Source organism: Lentilactobacillus rapi DSM 19907 = JCM 15042 (assembly GCF_001436255.1).
Lineage (GTDB): Bacteria > Bacillota > Bacilli > Lactobacillales > Lactobacillaceae > Lentilactobacillus > Lentilactobacillus rapi.
The window spans coordinates 36,311-55,931 of sequence record NZ_AZEI01000016.1 but is presented as its reverse complement, the minus strand read 5'-3'; the positions used below and the strand labels follow the sequence as shown (position 1 = coordinate 55,931).

The 19,621-nt window shown below is 45.3% G+C and carries 8 protein-coding genes; 3 read left to right on the top strand and 5 right to left on the bottom strand.

Annotated features, from left to right (window positions below; translation table 11 throughout):
• Positions 1 to 407: 407 nt before the first annotated feature.
• The 3 genes from FD12_RS02545 to FD12_RS02540 all read right to left on the bottom strand — a co-directional run bounded on the left by FD12_RS02545 (position 408) and on the right by FD12_RS02540 (position 3,254).
• Positions 408 to 1,727, bottom strand: a complete 1,320-nt coding sequence (locus tag FD12_RS02545) for an MFS transporter (protein ID WP_082622146.1) — start codon at positions 1,725 to 1,727, stop codon at positions 408 to 410.
• 364 nt (positions 1,728 to 2,091) lie between these two features.
• Positions 2,092 to 2,259 (bottom strand): hypothetical protein, encoded by a 168-nt coding sequence (locus FD12_RS13820; protein WP_156404062.1) that lies wholly within the window; start codon positions 2,257 to 2,259, stop codon positions 2,092 to 2,094.
• Positions 2,256 to 3,254 carry a ketopantoate reductase family protein gene (locus FD12_RS02540; protein WP_054747598.1) on the bottom strand — a complete coding sequence of 333 codons (999 nt, stop codon included), beginning with the start codon at positions 3,252 to 3,254 and terminating at the stop codon, positions 2,256 to 2,258. Before FD12_RS02540 ends, FD12_RS13820 begins: the two co-directional genes overlap by 4 nt.
• A 643-nt stretch (positions 3,255 to 3,897) precedes the next feature.
• Between FD12_RS02540 and FD12_RS13815 the strand changes: the two genes are divergently transcribed.
• Both FD12_RS13815 and FD12_RS02535 read left to right on the top strand, forming a co-directional pair.
• Entirely contained in the window at positions 3,898 to 4,071 is a 174-nt protein-coding gene (locus FD12_RS13815) for a DUF2207 domain-containing protein (protein WP_146985992.1), read from the top strand.
• Between the two features lie 114 nt (positions 4,072 to 4,185).
• Positions 4,186 to 4,710, top strand: a complete 525-nt coding sequence (locus FD12_RS02535) for a GNAT family N-acetyltransferase (RefSeq protein ID WP_054747655.1) — start codon at positions 4,186 to 4,188, stop codon at positions 4,708 to 4,710.
• 46 nt (positions 4,711 to 4,756) lie between these two features.
• Here FD12_RS02535 and FD12_RS02530 read toward each other — a convergent pair whose 3' ends face one another.
• The gene (locus FD12_RS02530) at positions 4,757 to 5,740 is read right to left on the bottom strand and encodes a TDT family transporter (protein ID WP_056981513.1); all 984 of its coding nucleotides are present in this window, start codon (positions 5,738 to 5,740) and stop codon (positions 4,757 to 4,759) included.
• Positions 5,741 to 5,849: 109 nt separating this feature from the next.
• Here FD12_RS02530 and FD12_RS02525 point away from each other — a divergent pair, with 109 nt between their 5' ends.
• Positions 5,850 to 6,671: a LysR family transcriptional regulator gene (locus FD12_RS02525; RefSeq protein ID WP_056981512.1), complete on the top strand. Its 822-nt coding sequence runs from the start codon at positions 5,850 to 5,852 to the stop codon at positions 6,669 to 6,671.
• 111 nt (positions 6,672 to 6,782) lie between these two features.
• Here FD12_RS02525 and FD12_RS13810 read toward each other — a convergent pair whose 3' ends face one another.
• Positions 6,783 to 19,553: a MucBP domain-containing protein gene (locus tag FD12_RS13810; RefSeq protein WP_056981510.1), complete on the bottom strand. Its 12,771-nt coding sequence runs from the start codon at positions 19,551 to 19,553 to the stop codon at positions 6,783 to 6,785.
• Positions 19,554 to 19,621: the final 68 nt, after the last annotated feature.

Here is a 19,621-nt window from a genome sequence, read left to right as displayed (position 1 = left end):
GCCATGGGCCATTCTTTATTTAATTAGTGTTGCACTTAAAGTGTAAATTCAAGCCACAAAAAAACTGCCTACCCTAGCGGTGATAAGCAGTTAAGTGAATATTTGCATTTCATTCGGTTACAGTATACCATCCAAACCACAGTGCTTCAACCAATAGCCATAACCCGTGCCTAGACCACCCCGACAAATCTTTGGCTTTCATTTCTTCAATTTCTTTACGGGCTTTCTTCTTCCGATTTCTAGTGTCTTTAACCAGATACCATTTAAAACTGCTTCGCCCACAATCAACACTGTTACTGAACTCATCGTTATTTTCTTGATTCTCAAAAACAAACATACTCAAGATGCATTTATGCAAACTTTAGCACACATAAAAAGGATCCAACCAAATGAATCCTCCAGCTAAACTAGTTACTTCTAAATAACCGCCTAAACAACCAGAAGTTGACCACCCCGATTACGGCCAACATCCCAAACGCCAGTTGACTACCAGCAGCAATGTTTTGCGCGTTTGAAAAGTTGGGTAAGGTTACCGAAGTCATCAACGTCGCAATGATCGTTGTGCCCAATGAACCGGCAACCATATTGCCCGTTCCGTAAATGGCGTTGGCATCGTTGCGCTCATTTCGAGCTAATTTCTTCAACCCATAGGCCATGCTATTGCCAAATGCCATCGAACGACCAGCCGCAAAGACGGTGTACAAGATGATGATGTTGATGATACTAATGTGCTGACCAAAAATCGTGAATAAAATTAACGGAATGAAGAACAGCGTGTTACCCAGGTACAATGGCACTTTGCCACCCAGGTGATCGAGCATCCAACCATACAAAGGCTGACCCAACCCGTTTAGCACACTCCCTGGCAAGAGAATCAGGCCACCAATGAACGAACTGGCGTCGTTGACCATTTGAACGTAACTTGGCAGCATGAAGTTAATCCCAATGTTAGAATATTGCAGGAGGACATATGGTAAGAAACTGAACAAGAAGACTGGTTGTTTAAAAACGGCGAGCTTAAATAGGGCTTTATGACTGTATTTTGACCGCCAGCCGAATAAACTAAACATCAAAACACTTAATCCGATGTACAATAAAAATTTAACCAGCACATGCGGTTGACCCAAAATATTGAAGCCCATTAATAGACTGACTAACCCGACTGCTAACAACGCAAACCGCAGCCAATCGAACTCGTAGTGCTGGGTTGGTGAATACTGCTTGATGATAAACACACCCAAAGCCAGCAGGATTAATGTGAATGGCACCGTCAGCCAAAAAATCATCCGCCAACTGGCAAAGGCAACCACTGAACCACCAAACGTTGGTCCAAGCGCTGGCGCGACCAGCACAATCAGGTTCGCCATCCCCATATAAGTTCCTAATTTCCGTGGGGGCACAATATCTAAAATGATATTATTCATCAACGGTCCGGAAAGGCCCACACAGCCTGCCTGAATGATGCGGCCAATTAGTAATAGCCAGTAGGAGGTCGCTAAGCCACACATGATGTCGCCGGCAATAAATAGCAGCGCGGCGGAAATAAATAATTGCTTGTTGGTAAAGCGCCGTTTCAAAAATGCGGACGTAATGGTGAGTAAGGCCACCGTCAAGAGATAGCCGGTAGTTACCCACTGGACAGTTGCCAGGGAAATGTTGAATTGCTTCATCAACGTTGGAAAGGTCACGTTCATTGACGTTTCCGTTAGAACTCCCATGAAGGTCATCAAGGCGACAATTGTGATCGCTAGGAACGGATGTTGCTTGGTGTTATTCTGGTTTGCGTTTAAGTTTGCGGTTGAATCCAATGAACTGCCCCCTAATTTCGGATAAATCGATACTTAACCATAGTACCACTGAACCCCGGGGGTAAAGAAATGGGAATTTTAGTAAAATACGAATAGTAAATCGTTACTATGAATAAGATCACTTCTATGCAAAAAACGCCAGCCACCGCCAGCGCTCACGTTACTTCTATATATGTGTCGGGAGTTAACTCCCGGATGATGGTGCTATGTGAAAGTGGGTCATACAGGCAATTGATATCTAAAATGCTGGTACCATCCCCTTATATGCTCGTTATTATTTCAATTAGACCTGCTCAATGACCCGTGAGTTTTGATTAGCTTCAATAGTTTCTTTAATTGCACTGCCTAATCGTTCGATGCCAATCTTGATCCGCTCTTCAGCGACTTTGAGAATGTCACCGACTGGATCACGATCACTTTTGGGAACTTGGTCAGAAAATTGAATTGTCATGCGTGGACACGCTCCTTATCAGTATCGTTGGTTTGCGGTTGATGATACTTTCTCATCATTTCCGCCATGTGAACTTCGTGAACCACAAACTCGTGGGTGCGGCACACATAGTTATGCTCCCGGCCGATTTTGGCAATATAACCGTTGATATAATCAACTTCCGTTGGCCGCCCCTTGGAAAAGTCTTGGTACATTGATGGATAGTGGTACTTGTATTCTTTGCTGACGGTAATCACGGAATCGACCTGCTCTTGGCGGGTGGGGATTAGATAAATGCCGGCCCGCTCACACGCATCATAAGCTTCATCAAATAATTGCCGCGACATTTCCCGCACGCCAGGGTACTCAATGAATTGACCCATCTGCATTTCAAACATCGTACATAATGTGTTGGTAACGGCGTTGAAGACGACCTTGGACATGCACATACCTTTCCATTCATCCGCGAACACTGGTCCTAACTTGGCCTTGGTAAAATCATCGAAGACCGCTTGGGTCGTCTGATCCGGCTTTTCGTTGGTGTAGCGGGCCATGTGCATGACCTCGTCACCTTCAGCTCCCATGAAATCAATGTCTGCGGGTCCATCCATTCGGGTTGCAATCATCGCTGTGCCGCAAATAATATGATCCTTCGGGAAGTAGTTCGCAATCTTTTCAAAGTGGCCCATGCCGTTCATTGCAGAAAAGACATATTGATCATCATGGAAGATCCCAGCAGCACGATCACGATCTAGTTCATCAGCTAACTGCATTTGCTTCTTAAAGACAATCCAGACATCTGGATGACCCTGATATTCTTCTGGTCGATAAATGTTGATGGGAACGATTCGCCGGTTTTGGTGATCACGAGCAACTGAAACGCCGCCTTGTTCACGAATCTGGTTGATGTTTGGTTCCCAGGTCTCGATGAAGTCAACGTCAACATTGGCGTTTTCCTGTAACATGACACCATACCTTACTCCCATTGCGCCTGCACCAATAATGCCGTACTTCATAATGACCACTCCTTTTATTTTGATTAGGACAGCTATACAAAGCAGAAACTTCCACATAAGCACCTCGGTCAAAAATTCCAAACCTGGGAATTTCTGACCAAGGAGACTTATACGACAGTTTCTAACCGCTTTGATACGCTCACTTTCAAATCCGACTAAAAAACGCCCTCTGGTTATAAAACCAAAGGACGTTAAGATAACGTGGTACCACCTTATTTTGAATGACTCTTTCAAGCAATTCCTTCAAACCCACAAGAGAAATCCTCTTAGGGGCCGCATGTTAATGGGTGCCACCATTTCACCTCGAAAAGTGAACTTGCTTGTAACGATCTTTTGCCTTCACAGTTTTAATACCTTCACACCTAATCGGTACTCTCTTTGTAAGACTGTGGGGTGACTCCATCGAAACAACTCATTTAGTCGTATTTGAATGTTGAATGAAGTTTAAGCCATGAGCCGACCCAATGTCAACCTCTTTTTTAAAATTTTGTGAGGATAATCTCATCAAAATGCCATTTTATCAGGCTTTCAGCATTAATCTATTTTTTATTCCGGATTGTCTGATCATTTTTGGCAATATTCATCATTTTCGTTATACTTTAACCAAGGTCCATTTACGAAACAAGACATTGAGGTGAGTCAAATGCGAATCTTAGTAACCGCGGCAAGTATCATTTCCCTAATTTTTTGTTTGGGCGCGATGGCATTTTTAGCAACTGGAAATAACTCAGTTGCTTTCATTCTCCTAATGATCGGCTTAGTTATGATGATTGTTAACATATTCTTTTCAAGAAGCGTGAACAAGCCAAAGCGGTGACATGGTTTGTGGTTTTCGAATAGTGGTTTGCGTTAACAATTACCCAGGGCCATCCATCACCAAACCAGCAAAGCATCACCAATCTAATTTTTCCAGAAAGGTGGGACAATCATGATGTTAATTAGAACGATTCGCCAAGAAGATTATTCAGCAGTGGATGATCTGATTCGGACGACATTTTCCAAAACGGCCAACGGTTACCGCAACGAGGCAGAATTGGTTAGTAAGATTCGGTTAGATCCCTCGTATCATAAAAAGTTAGAGGTCGTCGCTGATGATAACAATCAAATTGTTGGCCACGGGCTGTTAAGCAAAATCTCCATTGTCAATAGTCATCAGTCATTTCCCGGCCTTTGTTTAGCGCCCCTCGATGTTCATCCCGATTTTCAAAAATCTGGGATTGGGACGGCCATCATCAACGAGCTGGAAACCCGGGCCATTAATCAAGGCTACAAATTTATTAGCGTGCTTGGTTGGCCTGAGTATTATCCAAGATTCGGCTATCATAAAGCCAGCAATTACGGGATTAAGTCCCCATTCCCAGTTCCTGATGAAACGTATATGATTAAGGAGCTGGTCCCTGGCGGTTTACGGGGCGTTAGTGGGACGGTGAAGTATCTGAACGCATTTAATCTATAAGAAAAACCGGCAGCCAATGAGCGGCGCCGGTTTTTCTTATTCTAACTTATTTACTAACTGTTTCATCTTCTGAAGCGATGACTTTTTTGCTTTGCAACGCGTCCACGGCAAGTTTAACCAGGAACTTACCATAGCGAACCACCACAAACGCAACCATCAAAGTTGCCAAGGTAATCTCGACGTCTGCAACAATGCCGATCACAGCGTTAAGCCCGTTGGCCAAATTAAAACTGTGATTCCACAGATTCAGCGCCGTAGCGGAAATAACCAGTGGGAATGTGAAGGCACCGAAGCTTGGGTAAAATGACAATCTAACGTATTTCACGATCTTCAACAACGTTCCCCAGTAGAGTCCCTGGGCAAGCAAGACCATAATCAGTGAGAACGTCCAAGCAGGAGCCGAATTCATTGAGAGGTAACCAGTCAAACAAAGTGATGCCGGCGCAGCCATGATCGTCAATAATGGCAAGGTTGCTTCAAACATAAATTCGCGTCTAAGCAACCGAATGCAGACAATTGGCAAGAGGATTGCGTATAGTCCAAGGGATAACCACAAGATTGGGGTTCCGATTGCTGGAATAAAGTTATTGGCGGTAACCGGAATGACGCCGATACCAACAAAGGTCACGAACCAGCTTGGATAGACGTGGTCTAACTGAACAACGGGGCGTAATAAATGGCGGTAAACGAAGTAACCCATAATAACAAATTGTAAAATAACCGCTGCCGTCCAAAGAGTGATGGCCACAACTGGTAACCCCCAAGCCTTCAAGAACGTGCTGATAATCATCAGTGACATCGTGAAAGTTGGGGCAACTGATGCAATCACTGGATCGTTTAAATCCATCATGCTGTTTTTAAAATGAACCGCAATTTTGGCAATGACAAGTAGGATCAAGATTAAGGATAAAATTCCCCAACCATTCCCAGCAGCCGTAAAGCCGATTGCTTTGAATAAGTTTCCTAATGATGCAATACCTAAAATCAATCCGCAAATTGGTAAGGGCAATTTCTCTAAAAATACCTTCATATATTCTCCTCCTGTCTTTCGATGAGATTAATTATAACGATTATGCTACAATAAATAAAATTGATAATATTAATATTTATTATAGGCAAACTTTATAAGTGGTGATTAAATGTTTAAATTCTTAGAAACCTTCATGGTCGTCTACCGGACCCACAGCTTTTCATTGGCAGCTCAACAGCTGTTTATTACGCAGCCAACTGTTTCCAATCAGATCAAACAGTTAGAATCCCAACTGCACACTGAATTATTTGAGCGTAAAAGCCGGCGGGAAAGCATCCCGACCGAAGCCGCCGACATTCTTTACAAGCGTAGCGCCAAGATATTGGACGATTGGCACGATATCAATACTGAAATCAAGGACCTGCAAACTAACGAACAATCCCACGTCCGTTTCGGGATTTCGCAAACCGTCTCACGAATTATGTTTGCGAAAATCGCTAATCAGATCAGTGTCAGCGACCCAACCATTCATTACGATGTGATGGTTTCTAATTCCGAGGGGGTTCTAAGCCAACTTGAAGAATACAAAATTGATCTGGGAATCATTGAAAAACCACTGGTTACCCAAAATGTCCGTCGAACGTCAATTGGCAAAGACCAGCTGGTCAAGGCTGGGGCCCCAACAGGCACTTGGATAACCCGTGAACCTGGTTCTGGAATTGGATACTATACCGAGCAATATTTTCGTGAAGCTGATATCCACCCTGACCGGCTCATTCATGTTAACAACAGTGGGCTGATCCGCCGAATTGTTTCAACCGGCGTGGGTCAGGCACTCCTCTCTTCAAAAGATGTCCCGACCGGCGTTGAAGTGCAAACCTTGGGGACCGCATTCATTCGCGACTTCTATTTATTGATTCGTGACGATGACTTAGATGATCCGCTCCTTAAAACGGTTGCGGAGATTATCAAACTAGTTAATCAACTTTAACTTTAATGAACATAATAAAAAGGGAGGGCCCGTTGAATTCGAGTTTCGAATTCAACGGGCCCTCCCTTTTGTTTTCTTTCACCTAACTTAGTCAATCACAGTCCATGAGAATTAATAAGTTACTTTCACAAACTTGGCATTACCAGTAATGTAACCACCAGCGATTTGATATCTTAATGCGCCGGTCTTGGTAACATCATTTGCGTGTGAATAATCGTAGCCTTTAATCTTCACTTTGGTTCCTTTGTTGAGGTGTCGATTCCGTTTGGTTAAGTTTGCGTTTTGATAACGATTAATTGCATGCTTAGCCGTTGCGAAACGTGGTAGTTTGTGTTTACCCATCATCACCAGTTTTCGGTTTCCAGTAATGTATTGCCCATTATCCAATACATACCGGGTCGTCAAATTATGGTGAACAATTTTCTTAACGTGAAGCACTGTGCCTTGCTTGTAGTGAATTGCCTTGCCAGTCAAGTCTTTCTTCTTGTAGCCATTAATACCGCGTGGGTTAATGACCGTTAAAACTTTATGCTTACCTTGGTAATAAACCGGACGAACATAAGCCCATTGTGCCGTGATGTAACCGACCATGTTATTGGTCTTGCTTAGGTGGTTCACATCGCGAACCTTATAACGTAAGTGTCCGTTCTTCGAGTAGGCGTAACCAATCACAACAAACATTGGTCGATATGCCCGATTCTTACCAGCATAGACAGCAATTCTACCCTTCTTGGAGAAGTTCTTATCTTTATAGAGATAGATTTTCTTCAATGAATAGACCGCTTCGCCCTTTGGTAACAGCTTATCGGTTGTGACTGATTGAGGTGCTTGCGTATCCTGATCCCGATTGGTTGTCGTCGTCACTTGGACATCGGCCACCGGTCGGTATGAATCAGTGGTCGTCCCAGTCGCAACAGCATTCTTCGTGTAATAGAAGATGATATCGTGACCAGTATGAGCAACCAATTGCCAGTCTTGGGCTTCTTGACCAGGTACCAATGTGTAACCAGGAACTGTTTCCTTAGCTGGGTCAACAGTGATTGTTTGACCGACAACGCCACCAATTTGGCTGTCTGGCTTCACAGGATTAGTTGTGCCTTTTTCATAGTAATGAACCGTTATGGCATTGGCATCCCCTGGATTAACCTTGTCTCCAACAACGTACACGTGAGTATCCTGATCTTCGGTTGTCCAAGTCAAATTGTCAGGTTGTTTTTGACCATCTTTCAATTCTTCAGGTGTTGCAACGTGATAACCATCAGGAACATCGATTTGGTGACTATCAGGACCGAGGTTCAGTTCCTCGCCAGTGTGCCCAGTTGGCGTATCAGGGCTGCCAATCACCTCATCAGTATTTGGATCAATATACGTGATCGTAATATTCTTTTGCTCGTCTGCTTGATAGTAGAAGGTTAACTCATGACCATCTTTTGCCCGCAGTGTCACTGTCCGAGCCTGCTGGCCGTCAACTGGTGTATAACCTTCAATTTCAGCTGGACCGGCTGTTATTGAATCACCAACCTTACCGCCATAGAAATCATCCTCTTTAAGCACTTGGGTGGTTCCTTCCAAATAATGGTGAACCGTAACGGCATTCTCGTCCGTCTCTCCAACAGTATTACCAACAACGTAGATCTTGGCACTCTGATCATCAGTCGTCCAAGTTAAATCCTTAGGCTGCTGTTGACCGTCCTTCAATTCATCCGGAGTTGCATAATGATAACCCGCTGGGATAACAACTTGCTTACTGTCGGAGCCTAAATCAAGCTGCTCGTCAGTATGGCCACTTGGAGTATCTTTACCAACTTCTTTATCGGTGTTGATATCCACATAGGTAACCGTAATGTTATCTTGAGCATCGGCTTTGTAGTAGAAGGTAACCGTGTGCCCGTCCTTGGCATCAAGAATCAATGTCTTGGCAGTTTGGTCACCTACCAGCGTATAGCCCTTGATCTCTGCTGGGGCAATTGTCACTGGACTGCCAACCACAACGCCAACTGACGCATCGTCCTTCAGAGATTTGGTTGTATCTTCAGCGTAGTAATGAACCGTCACTGCGTTTGGATCACCCGGTTGGACCGGATTACCAATCACATAGACTTCAGTATCTTGATCTTTAGTGGTCCAAGTCAAGTTCCCTGGTTGTTTAACGCCTTTAGGTAATTCTTCCGGTGTTGCATAGTGATAACCTTCGGGGATATCGAGTTGGTCATTATCCCTACCTAAATCAAGTTCTTCTCCAGTGTGACCAGTTGGATTTTGCTTATCGCCAATTGGATTTCCGGTTGTCGGATCCTTGTAGGTAATCGTAATGTTCTTCTGTTCATCAGCTTTGTAGTAGAAGGTGACCGTCTGGCCTTCATCAACTTTCAATGTCAGGGTTTGGGCAGGTTGGCCATCAACTAACGTATACCCATCAATTTGAGCTGGGTTAGCAACAACCGGGCTGCCGACTTTGCCACCAAGGGAATCGTCGTCTTTGAGAGCCTTCGTTGTGTGTTCTAAATAGTAGTGAACTGTCACTGCGTTCTTGTCACCAGCATTCACATCATTACCAACCACGTAGACTTGAGTTTGCTGATCAGTGGTTGTCCAAGTTAAATCACCTGGTTGCTTCTGACCATCTTTTAACTCTTCTGGGGTTGCATAGTGGTAACCTGCTGGAACATCAATCTGCTTACTATCAGAACCTAGATTAAGCTTTTCATCAGTGTGGCCGGCCGGGGTACTTGTGCCCACCACATTACCCGTGTTTGCATCTGTATAGGTTACCGTGATGTTGTTTTGGCCATCAGCTTGATAGTAGAAGGTAACGGTCTGACCGCCCTTTGCTTTCAGCGTTAAAGTTTGGGCTTTTTGACCAGGTACCAAGGTGTAACCATTGATATCTACTGGCGCAGCTGTCACTGAGTTGCCAACTATCCCACCAATCAAGCCATCGTCTTTAAGTGATTGAGTGGTATTTACCAAGTAATAATGAACCGTTACCGCATTTTCATCCGTTTCTTTAACTTCATTACCAATAACGTAAACTTTGGTGTCCTGACCCTCGGTTGTCCAAGTGAGATTACCTGGTTGGGTGGTTCCTGCAGGCAATTCTGCTGGCGTTGCGTAATGATAACCTTCAGGAATGGTGATCTTGTCACTATCCTTACCTAAATTAAGCTCTTCGCCGGTGTGACCAGCTGGTTGCTGCGGATCACCAATCTGCTTGCCAGTCTTTGGATCTACGAAGGTCACGGTAATGTTATTTTGACCATCGGCCTTGTAGTAGAAGGTAACTGTTTGGCCCTTCTTCGCATCCAATGTTAATACTTGGGCAGTTTGACCATCGACTAACGTGTAACCAGCAATTTCAGCGGGTTTGGCGGTGACTTCACCACCAACTCGACCACCAATTCCTTCATCAGCTTTCAACGATGTCGTTGTGCCTTCAAGGTAATGATGAACTGTGACCGCATTTGCATCGGTTCCCTTAACTTCATTTCCAACAACATAAACTTTAGTGTCCTGCTTATCCGTGGTCCAAGTCAAGTTTCCTGGCTGCTTGGTTCCAGCTGGTAATTCATCAGGGGTTGCGTAATGGTAACCTTCTGGAATGTTGGTTTGCTGGCTGTTAGAACCTAAATCAAGCTCTTCACCAGTGTGGCCAGCTGGTGTGCTGGTACCAACTTCCTTGTTGGTATGAGTGTCAACGTAAGTGATCGTGATATTGTTTTGACCATCCGCTTTGTAATAGAAGGTAACCGTTTGGCCCTGTTTGGCATCTAATGTCAATACCTGAGCCGTTTGACCATCAACCAACGTGTAACCAGCGATTTCAGCGGGCTTAGCGGTGACTACACCACCAACGCGGCCACCGATCTTATCATCTGACTTCAATGATGTCGTGGTACTTTCAAGGTAGTGATGAACCGTCACGGCATTTGCATCGGTTTCTTTGACTTCATTCCCAACAACATAAACTTTAGTGTCCTGTTTGTCAGTAGTCCAAGTTAAGTTACCTGGTTGTGTCGTACCAGTTGGTAACTCATCAGGGGTGGCGTAATGATACCCTTCCGGAATGGTGATCTTGTCACTATCCTTACCTAAGTTGAGTTCTTCGCCGGTATGGCCTGCTGGTTGTTGTGGCTCACCAACTTGCTTGCCCGTGTTTAGATCCACCAGACTAACCGTGATGTTATTTTGATTATCGGCTTTGTAGTAGAAGGTAACTGTTTGACCCTTCTTGGCATCTAATGTCAATACTTGGGCGGTTTGGCCATCAAGTAGCGTATAACCAGCAATTTCGGCAGGCTTAGCGGTTACTTCACCGCCAACTCGACCGCCAAGTGCATCGTCAACTTTCAATGAGGTTGTTGTATTTTCAAGGTAGTGGTGAACGGTGACCGCATTTGCATCGGTTTCCTTCACTTCATTTCCAACAACATAAACTTTCGTATCTTGTTTGTCAGTCGTCCAAGTCAAGTTGCCTGGTTGGGTCGTTCCAGCTGGTAACTCATTAGGCGTTGCATAATGGTAGCCCTCTGGGATCGTGATCTTGTCACTATCTTTGCCCAAATTGAGTTCTTCGCCAGTATGACCAGCTGGTGTGCTGGTACCAACTTCCTTGTTAGTGTTGGTGTCAACGTAAGTGATCGTAATGTTACTTTGACCATCAGCCTTGTAATAGAAAGTAACTGTTTGGCCTTTCTTAGCGTCTAATGTCAGCACTTGATCCGTCTGACCATCAACTAATCGGTAACCAGCAATTTCGGCAGGCTTGGCAGTTACTTCACCGCCAACTCGGCCGCCAAGTTTGTCATCTGATTTCAATGATGTTGTCGTATTTTCCAGGTAGTGATGAACTGTGACGGCATTTGCATCGGTTTCCTTCACTTCATTGCCAACAACATAAACTTTCGTATCTTGTTTATCTGTGGTCCAAGTCAAGTTACCTGGTTGGGTCGTTCCTGTTGGCAATTCCTCAGGCGTTGCGTAATGGTAGCCTTCTGGAATCATGATCTGATCGCTATCCTTGCCTAAATTAAGCTCTTCGCCAGTGTGACCAGCCGGTTGTTGCGGCTCGCCAACCGGTTTGTTCGTATTTGGATCAACGAGGTTAACAGTGATGTTATTTTGATCATCTGCTTGGTAATAGAAGGTAACCGTTTGGCCCTTCTTCGCGTCCAACGTTAATTCCTGAGCTACTTGACCATCAACTAAGGTGTACCCGTCGATTTGGGCTGGTGAAGCCGTTACTTTACCGCCAACTCGGCCACCAAGTGCATCATCAGCTTTCAATGATGTTGTTGTCCCTTCGAGGTAGTGATGAACCTTAACGGCATTTTCGTCCGTCTCCTTCACTTCGTTACCAACAACATAAACTTTCGTATCTTGTTTATTCGTAGTCCAAGTTAAGTTACCGGGTTGCGTCGTTCCGATTGGTAATTCATCAGGGGTAGCGTAATGGTAGCCTTCCGGAATCGTGATCTGATCACTATCCTTACCCAAGTTAAGCTCTTCACCCGTATGGCCGGCTGGTTGTTGCGGGTTACCAACCTGATCACCAGTATTTGAATCAACCAGGGTAACGGTGATGTTGTTTTGATCATCCGCTTGGTAATAGAAGATAACCGTCTGACCCTTCTTGGCATCCAATGTCAATGTCTGTGCCGTTTGGCCATCAACCAAGGTGTAGCCGCTGATTTGAGCGGGTGAGGCAGTTACTTCACCGCCAACTCGACCACCAAGCTGGTCATCAACTTTCAATGACGTCGTCGTATTTTCAAGATAGTGATGAACTGTAACGGCATTTGCATCCGTCTTCCCCACTTCATTACCGACAACGTAAACCTTGGTATCTTGCTTGTCGGTCGTCCATGTCAAGTTGCCTGGTTGGGTCGTTCCAGCTGGCAATTCATCAGGAGTTGCGTAGTGATAGCCTTCTGGAATGGTGATCTTGTCACTATCCTTGCCCAAATTGAGTTCTTCACCAGTGTGCCCAGCTGGTTGTTGTGGTTCACCAACCGGTTTGTTAGTATTTGGATCTATCAAGCTAACCGTAATGTTGTTTTGATCGTCGGCTTGATAATAGAACGTGACCGTTTGGCCCTCTTTGACGTCAAACGTTAAGGTCTTGGCAGCTTGGCCGTCAACTAATGTGTAGCCGTTAATTTCTGCCGGATTAACCGTAATTTGACCGCCAACTTTGCCGCCAAACGCTTCATCAGCCTTCAACTGGGTTGTCGTATTTGTCAAATAATGATGAACCGTAACCGCGTTTTTATCACTCTTATCAATCGTATTACCCACAACATAAATTTTGGCAGTTTGATTGTCGGTCGTCCAAGTCATTTCAGTTGGTTGCTTTTGTGTCTCTATTAGTTCTTCCGGAGTAGCATAGTGATAACCTTCCGGCACACTGATTTGCGGACTGTCTGAACCAAGATCAAGCTTTTCATCGGTATGACCAGTTGGAACGCTGGTACCAATTGGGTTACCAGTATCCGTGTCAACGTAAGTGATGGTGATATTCTTTTGATCATCAGCTTGATAGTAGAAAGTAACCGTTTGGCCCTTCTTCACGTCTAGCATGATTGTTTGAGCTGCTTGGCCATCAGCCAGTGTATAGCCCTTGATTTCAACTGGGGTGACGGTTACAGGAACCCCAATAGTCCCACCAATTGAATCGTCAGCCTTCAATGATGTTGTCGTGTTTTCAACAAAATAGTGAACCGTAATGGCGTTGGCGTCTTTATCTTGAACTTTATTTCCCGTAACGTATACTTTCGTTGCCTGTTCCGTGGTCGTCCACGTTGTATTTTTGGGTTGTTCCATCCCTGCAGGCAACTCTTCCGGCGTTGCGTAGTGATAACCTTCAGGAATTGTAATCTTGTCGCTATCTTTGCCTAAATTGAGTTCTTCGCCAGTATGACCAGCTGGTGTGCTAGTTCCAACTTCTTTGTTGGAGTTGGTATCAACATAGGTGATCGTGATGTTGTTCTGACCATCCGCTTTGTAGTAGAAGGTAACCGTTTGACCTTTCTTGGCATCTAATGTCAATACCTGGGCCGTTTGACCATCAACCAAAGTGTAACCAGCGATTTCGGCAGGTTTGGCAGTAACTTCACCGCCAACGCGGCCACCGAGCTTGTCATCGGCTTTCAATGATGTCGTGGTACTTTCAAGGTAGTGATGAACGGTAACCGCATTTTCATCGGTCTCCTTCACTTCATTGCCAACAACGTAAACCTTGGTATCTTGTTTATCTGGCGTCCAAGTTAAGTTGCCTGGTTGCGTCGTCCCTGTCGGCAACTCGTCAGGAGTGGCGTAATGGTAGCCATCCGGGATGGTGATCTTGTCACTGTCCTGACCCAAGTCAAGTTCTTCACCAGTATGGCCAGCTGGTTGTTGCGGATCACCAACCGGTTTACCAGTATTTGGATCTACCAGGGTAACGGTGATGTTGTTTTGAGGATCAGCCTTGTAATAGAAGGTAACTGTTTGACCCTTCTTGGCATCTAATGTCAATGTTTGTGCCGTCTGGCCATCAACCAAGGTGTAACCATTGATTTGTGCTGGTGAAGCCGTTACTTCAACGCCAACCCGACCACCAATTTTATCATCGGTCTTCAACGATGTTGTTGTATTTTCAAGGTAGTGATGAACTGTAACCGCATTTTCATCGGTTTCTTTAACTTCATTGCCGATGACATAAACCTTAGTGGCTTGTTCGTCTGTCGTCCAAGTCAAGTTACCTGGTTGGGTGGTTCCGGCAGGCAATTCCTCAGGGGTTGCGTAGTGATAACCGTCTGGAATCGTGACCTTGTCGCTATCCTTGCCCAAATTGAGTTCTTCGCCAGTATGGCCGGCTGGCTGTTGCGGCGTCCCAACTTGGGTGCCAGTTTTTGGATCCACCAGGGTAACGGTGATGTTGTTTTGATCATCCGCTTGGTAATAGAAAGTAACCGTTTGGCCTTTCTTAGCATCTAGCATGATCGTTTGGGCTGTTTGGCCGTCAACGAGCGTATAGCCCTTAATTTCAGCTGGATTAACCGTTACAGGAACACCGATTGTACCACCAATTGAGTCGTCAGCCTTCAGTGATTTTGTCGTGTTTTCAACAAAATAGTGAACGGTGATGGCATTGGTATCGCCTTCTCCAACTTTATTCCCGGTCACATACACTTTGGTGGCTTGTTTATCTGGCGTCCAAGTTAAGTTCCCCGGCTGAGTGGTTCCAGCTGGCAATTCTTCAGGCGTTGCGTAGTGATAACCGTCTGGAATCGTGATCTTGTCACTGTCTTTGCCTAAATTGAGCTCTTCGCCAGTGTGCCCAGTGGGTTGTTGTGGCGTGCCAACCTCTTTGCCGGTGTTGGTATCAACATAGGTGATCGTAATATTGTTTTGATCATCGGCTTTGTAATAGAAGGTAACCGTTTGACCCTGCTTTGCATCTAACGTCAATACTTGCTCGGTCTGACCATCAACTAACGTATAACCCGCAATTTCAGCAGGCTTAGCGGTTACTTGACCGCCAACTCGACCGCCAAGTTGGTCGTCGACTTTCAGTGCTGTCGTGGTACTTTCGAGGTAGTGATGAACCATAACGGCATTTGCGTCTGTCTTCTCAACTTCATTCCCGATAACATAAACCTTAGTGTCCTGTTTGTCGGTGGTCCAAGTTAAGTTACCTGGCTGAGTCGTTCCAACTGGTAATTCATCAGGCGTTGCGTAATGGTAGCCGTCTGGAATCGTGATCTTGTCACTATCTTTGCCTAAATTAAGTTCTTCGCCGGTATGACCAGCTGGAACTTGAGGATCGCCAACCTGTTTGCCAGTATTTAGATCTACTAAGTTGACCGTAATGTTGTTTTGATCGTCAGCTTGGTAATAGAAGGTAACCGTTTGGCCTTTCTTCGCATCCAACTTCAACGTCTGCGGATTCTGACCAGCAGCCAAGGAATAACCATCAATAGTGGCGGGATTAACCGTTACTGAGTCACCAACTTTGCCACCAATTGACCCGTCTGTCTGAAGTGATGTGGTGGTCTTATCCAAATAATAATGAACAGTAATCGCATTCGTGTCACCAGGATTAACCTGATTACCAACCACAAAAATTTTCGCGTCCTGGTCGTCGGTCGTCCAAGTCATCTCGGTTGGTTGTTTTTGGGTCCCGTCCAGTTCCTCTGGAGTGGCATAATGGTAGCCTTCCGGTACACTGATTTGGGGACTCTTTTCACCAAGGTCAAGCTTTTCACCGGTATGACCGCTCGGATTCTCGCTTTCGCCAATCTTATCACCGGTCTTTTGGTTAATATAGGTAACCGTAATATTGTTTTGCGGATTAGCCTCGTAATAGAAGGTAACTGTTTGCCCATTTTTGGCATCGAGGGTGATAACCTGAGCTGACTGACCGTCAATGCCGGTATATCCCTTAATATCAACTGGTGTGATCGTTACTGGACTGCCGACCTTGCCACCAAATGAGTCATCTGGCTTCAATGATTGTTCAGTATGATTCAAATAGTAGTGAACCTTAACTGCGTTAGCGTCGGTGTCCTTCACGTCATTGCCAACAACGTAAACAGTTGTCTTCTGCTCATCGGTCGTCCAAGTTAAATCAGTTGGTTGTTCGTGTTTGCCTTGCAATTCTTCCGGAGTGGCATAATGATACCCTTCAGGAACACTGATCTGAGGACTATCTGATCCTAAATTGAGCTTTTCATTTGTATGCCCATCAGGCGTGCTAGTGCCAACTTCTTTTCCGGTATTGGTGTCGACATACGCAATGGTGATATTCTTTTGCTCATTGGCCTTGTAGTAGAAAATAACTGTTTGGCCATTTTTGGCATCCAGGGTCAACTTTTTGGCAGCCTGACCGTCAACTAAGCGATACCCGTTCACGGCCGCCGGATCGATTGTCACTTGATCACCGACCTTGCCGCCGACTGATGCATCCTCTTTTACCTTGTCAGTTGTGGCTTCAACATAGTAATGAACCGTAATTGCATTAACATCGCCCATTTTAACTTCATTACCGGTGACATAGACCTTCGCTTCTTGATCGGTCGTTTTCCAGGTTAAGGTCGATGGCTGCTGTTGATCATCTTTTAATTCTTCCTGAGTTGCATAGTGATACCCTTCTGGAATTGTGATCTGCTTGCTGTCGGAACCTAGATTCAGATCCTCACCCGTATGGCCAGCCGGCGTATTAGAACTAATTTCATTACCAGTCGTTGTATCAATATACTTCACTGTAATGTTATTGGTATCGTTAGCCGTATAGTAAAAGACTGCTTCTTTAGCTTTGCCATCCAATGTCAAGCTCTGAGCTGCCTGTCCTGGAACAAGCGTGTAGCCGGCAATTGTTTGTTCAGCGTCTTGGGCGTTAATCGTAATGGTATCACCAACGAAGCCGCCAACTTTCCGGTCTTCTTGAATCTTGGTCGTTGACTTATCCAAGTAATAATGAACCGTAATAGCGCCAACGTCTTCTGCCTTGATTTCATCAGGAGCAACGTATACGTTTGTCGTTTGCAAATCCTGCTTAAATTCCAAGGTAGTTGGCTGGGTGTTACTGCCAAGTTCCGTTGGAGTTGTCGCATAGTGGTACCCAGCTGGAATGTCCAAATGGGTGCTGTTGGCGCCTAAATCAATAATCCCATAAGCGTCCCCGACTGGATTACTTTGCCCAATGGTTTTACCCGTCTTGGTATTAACATAGTTGACAGTAATGGTTGCCACTTGAAGCTTCTTATACTGAATATCAATCGTGTGAGTACCAGCGCTGGCATCATTAGGCACCGTATAAGCTGTGTCTTGAGGAACGACTTCGTATCCCCATGGCGCCTTCCACTCTGGGTCGTTGGTATTGGTTGTAATCGTATCGCCCGCAAAGGCAAAGATATCCTTTGATGATAACGTTTTGCCTACGTTTCCATCCTGATCAACTTCAACTTGGCGAATGGTGACTGCCTTGAAATACGGCTTGTCAGACGTAACATAAATATTGACATTCTTATCTGTCCCAAACGTTAATGAAGTTGGCTGCTTGGCGTTGGCTGGCAGCTGATCCTTTGAGCTTAGATGATACCCAGCAGGCATATTCTTTGTAAGAAACTTACTACCAGCTACTAAGGATAACTGCTCTCCTTTAGCGGTAGGCTCTGTGTCCGTTGTCCCCAGTTCTTGGCCGTCTATTGAGCGGATAAAATGAACTTTAGCAACTTCCAGCTGAACTTGGCTCCAAACGAAGGTAACTGGCTGATTAAACTGACCGTCATTCACCTGTTTTTGAATCTCTTCTGGGGTTATTTTTCGTCCCGCAGGACTGTGATCGGTTCCGTTCCCGACCATTTGCCACGTTTGATCAATACTTGCATAGAATGGCGGCTCATCTGAATCGCCTATCTTTTGGTTGTTACCAGGAGCATTTTGAATGACCACGGTTCCCCCAAAATCACTGAGTGCCGCAAGAAAAGTGTTGGGACCGAGGGTAATTTTCCAGAGACTTGACGTCCCTCTCAACATATCCTGCATTGCGAGCCAGCCAAATCCGCCAGCTGTCTGAAATGCAAAAGTATCCCAACTACTAAGGTCGAGTGTTTGTAGGCTGCTGGCACCGTCAAACATTTGATACATTGCTCCCAAATGGTTATCATCTGGAAAATGCACTACCATTACTGCATTTTTAACATTCCACTTGCCAACATCAACGCTTTTAAGACTCTTATCATTTTGGAACATTCGAGCAAAGTTTTGGGTATTTTTTACATTCAAGTTCTCACCTTGAATATAGGTCACGTTAGGTAACCCACTGCCGTCAGGCTGTGAAAATAGGTAGGAAGAATCTACTGGGGCCTTCGTATTCGGGGCAATCATAATCTTCTTGATGTCCTTAGCAAAATCCTTCAGTGGATTGTTCGTCTTATTCACTGTTGACAGGGTCCCTTCACCGATGCTCAAAGTGCCATCCGACATGAATTTCCACTCACTTGAACCCCAGTAACCAGTCTTGATAACAGTTGCCGGCTCATCGTTAGCCATCATGAGGCTGACACCTTTGGGCATCAACTTTGATTGGAGCTTCATCGAAAGCTTGGCACTGGTCCCTTTCATCACAAGTTGGTTCATATCCTGGTCAGCTTGTGTTTCAGCATCTTTAATGGCTGCTTTCTTATCAGAAAGCTGATCGGTTTGACTTGCGACCCCGGAATCTTTGGTTGATTTTGGCGTCTGATCCAAATCAGCTTCTGGTTGCTCAGTCACTTTTTTATCAGCATGAGCAATTGATTCTGCTTTGTCGGTCGCAACGTTGGCCGCCGTGTCTTTCGTATGAACTTCTGGAGTTTCTTCTACAGCCTCATTTGTGGCGGCTTTGGGTTGTACCGGCGCTGCACTAGCTGTTGGTTGCCCTTGCTCAGCAGCTGGTTTGGCAGCGGTGCTGTTACTTGTTTGCGGCGTCACTGAAGAAGCCGCACTTGCGGGCTTTGCGGCCACTGACTGGCTGGCACTTGCTTGTGATTGCTGGTCGTTTGCAGGTGCTGTCGACTCTGGCGTCGCAGTATCAACCTGATCAGCCTGGGCCGTTTCAGTTTTCTGTTCAGCCACCTTCACGGCTTCAGATTCAGCCGCAGTGCTAGCCCCCTCAGTACTTTGACTAGTAGCGCCCTGACTTGGCGTTTTCGCAGCGTCGGACGTACCGACCGCGCTACTTGCTGTAGTCCTTTCTGTTGCTGAGACCTCGGCACTCGTATCGGCTTTGACATTCCCCTGTGACAAGCCTAAACCAAGCCCCAAACTAATTGTTGCCAGTCCCGCGAACAGCCATTGCTTACCAGCTTTGTACATTTTGTAATGTACTTTTTCCTCGCGTATTTTTGAAAATTTATTCATTGTTAACAAACTCCTCCCCTTGATCAGACGTTTTAATGCCTTACTTGTTATATCCCTCATAACTCATT